The 5,000-nt window shown below is 46.7% G+C and carries 2 protein-coding genes and 2 rRNA genes (2 of these 4 only partly in view); 3 read left to right on the top strand and 1 reads right to left on the bottom strand.

Going from position 1 to position 5,000, the window contains the following annotated elements; all coding sequences use genetic code 11:
- Positions 1–1,756: ribosomal RNA gene (locus KH172YL63_RS19930) — 23S ribosomal RNA — on the top strand; it begins 1,180 nt to the left of the window's first position.
- A 99-nt stretch (positions 1,757–1,855) separates the two neighbouring features.
- Positions 1,856–1,972 (top strand): 5S ribosomal RNA (rrf, locus tag KH172YL63_RS19925).
- A 926-nt stretch (positions 1,973–2,898) separates the two neighbouring features.
- Here rrf and KH172YL63_RS19920 read toward each other — a convergent pair.
- Positions 2,899–4,251 (bottom strand): GntP family permease, encoded by a 1,353-nt coding sequence (locus KH172YL63_RS19920; protein ID WP_173107731.1) that lies wholly within the window; start codon positions 4,249–4,251, stop codon positions 2,899–2,901.
- Between the two features lie 162 nt (positions 4,252–4,413).
- Between KH172YL63_RS19920 and KH172YL63_RS19915 the strand changes: the two genes are divergently transcribed.
- Positions 4,414–5,000: the 5' portion of a MurR/RpiR family transcriptional regulator gene (locus KH172YL63_RS19915; protein WP_173107730.1), read on the top strand. It continues 253 nt past the right edge of the window; only the first 587 of its 840 coding nucleotides appear in the window; its start codon is at positions 4,414–4,416; its stop codon lies off the right edge, out of view.

Here is a 5,000-nt window from a genome sequence, read left to right as displayed (position 1 = left end):
TACCGGGGCTAAACGTATCACCGAAGCTGTGGATTGACACCTTTAGGTGTCAGTGGTAGGAGAGCGTTCTAAGGACTGCGAAGCTAGACCGTAAGGACTGGTGGAGTGCTTAGAAGTGAGAATGCCGGTATGAGTAGCGAAAGATGGGTGAGAATCCCATCCACCGAATGCCTAAGGTTTCCTGAGGAAGGCTCGTCCGCTCAGGGTTAGTCAGGACCTAAGTCGAGGCCGATAGGCGTAGACGATGGACAACAGGTTGATATTCCTGTACCACCTCTTTCCGTTTGAGCAATGGGGGGACGCAGGAGGATAGGGTAAGCGCACTGCTGGATATGTGCGTCTAAGCAGTTAGGCTGATGATGAGGCAAATCCCGTCATCGTGAAGGCTGAGCTGTGATAGCGAGCGAATTATAGTAGCGAAGTTCCTGATTCCACACTGCCAAGAAAAGCCTCTAGCGAGGAAAAAGGTGCCTGTACCGCAAACCGACACAGGTAGGCGAGGAGAGAATCCTAAGGTGAGCGAGAGAACTCTCGTTAAGGAACTCGGCAAAATGACCCCGTAACTTCGGGAGAAGGGGTGCTCTGGTAGGGTGCAAGCCCGAGAGAGCCGCAGTGAATAGGCCCAGGCGACTGTTTAGCAAAAACACAGGTCTCTGCGAAGCCGTAAGGCGAAGTATAGGGGCTGACGCCTGCCCGGTGCTGGAAGGTTAAGAGGAGTGCTTAGCGCAAGCGAAGGTGCGAATCGAAGCCCCAGTAAACGGCGGCCGTAACTATAACGGTCCTAAGGTAGCGAAATTCCTTGTCGGGTAAGTTCCGACCCGCACGAAAGGCGTAACGATCTGGGCACTGTCTCAACGAGAGACTCGGTGAAATTATAGTACCTGTGAAGATGCAGGTTACCCGCGACAGGACGGAAAGACCCCGTGGAGCTTTACTGTAGCCTGATATTGAATTTTGGTACAGCTTGTACAGGATAGGTAGGAGCCTTGGAAACCGGAGCGCCAGCTTCGGTGGAGGCATCGGTGGGATACTACCCTGGCTGTATTGAAATTCTAACCCGCGCCCCTTATCGGGGTGGGAGACAGTGTCAGGTGGGTAGTTTGACTGGGGCGGTCGCCTCCTAAAGAGTAACGGAGGCGCCCAAAGGTTCCCCTCAGAATGGTTGGAAATCATTCGCAGAGTGTAAAGGCACAAGGGAGCTTGACTGCGAGACCTACAAGTCGAGCAGGGACGAAAGTCGGGCTTAGTGATCCGGTGGTTCCGCATGGAAGGGCCATCGCTCAACGGATAAAAGCTACCCCGGGGATAACAGGCTTATCTCCCCCAAGAGTCCACATCGACGGGGAGGTTTGGCACCTCGATGTCGGCTCATCGCATCCTGGGGCTGTAGTCGGTCCCAAGGTTGGGCTGTTCGCCCATTAAAGCGGTACGCGAGCTGGGTTCAGAACGTCGTGAGACAGTTCGGTCCCTATCCGTCGTGGGCGCAGGAAATTTGAGAGGAGCTGTCCTTAGTACGAGAGGACCGGGATGGACGCACCGCTGGTGTACCAGTTGTCTTGCCAAAGGCATCGCTGGGTAGCTATGTGCGGAAGGGATAAGTGCTGAAAGCATCTAAGCATGAAGCCCCCCTCGAGATGAGATTTCCCATCACGTAAGTGAGTAAGATCCCTAGAAGATGACTAGGTAGATAGGTCAGAGATGGAAGCATGGCGACATGTGGAGTTGACTGATACTAATCGATCGAGGACTTAACCACAAAGAGTCATATTTATATGAACAATCGGCTGATATTCGGCTTTCTTGACATCAATTCTTTATCTAGTTTTGAAGGAACAAACCTTCAATTAAATATTCGTCTGGTGATTATGGCGAAGAGGTCACACCCGTTCCCATGCCGAACACGGAAGTTAAGCTCTTCAGCGCCGATGGTAGTTGGGGGATCTCCCCCTGTGAGAGTAGGACGTCGCCAGGCAAATAGTAGAAAAGAGTAGCTCTTTAGGGGGTTGCTTTTTTTTTGTATTGTTTTTTGGAGTGGGGGCTTCCGGGGGTGGTGGTTAGTGATTGAGTTGGATGGTCGTTGGGGCAGGAAGAGTGAAGCTGGCGAAGACATTAGCGGTTCATCAATAGTCACAGCTTTAGCGCAGATGGTAATTTGGGTTCGATATTAGATTGTGGGATGTCGCCAGGGGATATTTAGAAGGGTAGCTATTTGAGAGTTACTCTTTTTTGGTTGGTTTGGAAGTGGGAGGGGGAATGGTTGGTGAGAAGGGGGACTCCCGGGGAAGGGACTTTGTAATGAAGTGTGAATTTAATATAATGTCACGGTTCGAACATGGTTAATATTGTTAATAGACGCATAAACCAAATAAAGTGACGCATAAATGAAAAAAACGATGCATAAACCACTGAATCAGACGCAAAAAATTAAAAAAAGACGCATAAGCATTGCAAAACGACGCAATAAATATGTTTTCATAACTTCTAAGTCTTTCAAACCAATGAAAAATCACAAATTCATCCTACCTCTAGCGAACTTTAATAAAAATTTGACAAAGATCCTGCACACTATACTGAATATTAATGTTTTTGTTTCTACCTATTACCCTATTAAGCTCCTACATCAAAAAGAATATGCTCTTTTAAAAAAAGAGTATTCTGCCGCAATGACTCATAATTTCAAGTGTTTCATCTCATCTCTAGTAACTACTTTCTTCATCTCATAGGCTAAGTGTTTCAAAATTAACCCTACTCAAAAGGTCCTAACAAGACTAAAAGAGAAAACATACATGCTTTCTCATATATGATCATCTTACTTACCCCACAAAAAGACCGTAGAAGCAGACAACCAAACTCTCTACTTCTACGGTTCATCAGATTGTCTATTCAAAAACTATTACCCTACATGACAAAAATACTCATCACCAACACGGCCCCAAATCCAACAACCGCTATAAGCGTCTCCATGATGGACCAGGATCTCAGTGTATCCTTTACATCCATCCCAAAATACCGGTTTACAAGCCAGAAACCCGAATCGTTGACGTGGGAGAGGATGGTTGAGCCTGATGCGATGGCGATGACAAATAACCCTAATTGAGGGCCGCTATAGTCTAAATCTGTCATGAGCGGAGCAAGCAGGCTTGCAGTAGTAATCATGGCGACCGTTGCTGACCCCTGTGCTATTCGGAGTATGGCTGCTATCCCAAATGCGAGAATGAGGGTTGGCAGACTGCTCGCAACCATAACGCGTGCTACTTCATATCCTACTCCAGAATCAATCAGTACTTGCTTAAACACTCCGCCTGCCCCAGTGACGAGGATGATAATTCCTGCAGGTTCCAATGCTTTATTAGCGATAAACTGAACTTCTTGTCTGGAATATCCGAGTTTGATCCCTAGAAAATAGAATGACAGCAGCGTAGCAATTAATAATGCTACAAAGGGATGTCCTATAAACGTCAAGAATTGATAAATGAATAGGTCGTCAGGGATGATGAGGCTGGATAATGTGTTTAATAGAATAAGGAACAGGGGAACCAGAATGACTCCGATCAATATTTTCAAACTGGGCGTTCCCTCTTCAGGAATGTCTGATTCCTTCTCGTCATTTGACATATATGCTGGGATGCTGATATGAATCCTTTTACTGATGTATTTACCGAATATAGGACCTGCCACAATCATCGCAGGGATTCCGGCCAGCGTCCCAAAGAATATAACCCATCCAATGTCAGCACCGATCAGCTCTGCCACGGCAACTGGTCCAGGGGTAGGTGGAATAAAGCTATGGGTGACAGCCAATCCAGCCAATAGAGGGATCCCGTAATACAGCAGGGATCGCCCGGTTCTTTTTGCCAACCCATAAATAATTGGGACTAGGATGATGAAACCTACATCGAAGAATACCGGGATAGCAATGAGAAATCCTGTGACACTCAGTGCGAGTGGAGCCTTTTCTTCCCCGTATCTCTTGATCAATGAGGAAGCGATTTTTTCCGCTCCGCCGGATACTTCCAACATTTGTCCGAACATGGCCCCAAGGCCGACAATTACAGCGACGAATCCAAGCGTGCTTCCGAGTCCCGATTGGATGGAGGAGAGCACCTGATGCAGAGGCATGCCAGCCCCCATTCCGACTAGTAGACTAACAAGCAGCAAAGCGACAAATGCATGAAGCTTTGTACGGATAACCAAATATAGTAAAGTGAAGATACCGGCTAATGCTACAATAAGAGGTATAGAAGTGGACACAGTGTTCCCCCTATCTTTTTAAAAGTAATCGGTTGCATCAAGTATATAATGAAAGAGCATTTTTCAATAGGCTTTCCTGGTATTTTGAAGAGAGAAGAAATATTTTCAGGGGAAAAAGTGATATAATAACGATAAAATGAAAATGTGTAAGAGGTGGAAACCATGAATCAACCTCAGCAGTGTATCGCAAGGGTCCGGATGCAATACCCGGATTTCAGCCAAAAAGAGAAAATGATTGCCGATTATATATTGAATTCCCCGGAGAACTTTATCCATAAAACAATCGATCAGGTCGCAGAAGAGCTTGACGTAGCGATTTCGACAGTATTCCGCTTCACGAAAACAGTCGGATTCAAAGGCTTCCAAGCAATGAAAATCACACTCGCTTCCGAAATCTCAGAGTCTATGAAAGAACTGGCGGATGAGAAGATCGCGGAAAAGGATCATGAACAAGCCATCACCGAGAAGATATTCAACAATAATATCCGCATGTTCAAAGAAACAATCGACGTAATGGACTTTTCCTCCATCAAAAAATCGGTGAATCTGATCATGCAGGCGAACCGTGTAGAATTCTACGGCTCTGAATCCTCATCCCTCGTGGCCCAGGACGCCCATCATAAATTCATCGGTTCAGGCATTTCAACCTCTGCCTACAGCGATGCCCATATTCAGCTAAAGGCAGCGGCCCAGCTGACTGAACAGGATGTCGTCATCTACCTTTCCTCTTCAGGATTGAATAAAGAAAG

The sequence above is a fragment of the Bacillus sp. KH172YL63 genome (genome assembly GCF_011398925.1).
Taxonomy (GTDB): Bacteria; Bacillota; Bacilli; order Bacillales; family Bacillaceae_B; genus Rossellomorea.
Note: the sequence above shows the minus strand (reverse complement) of the source record. Positions and strands in the feature narration are given on the sequence as shown.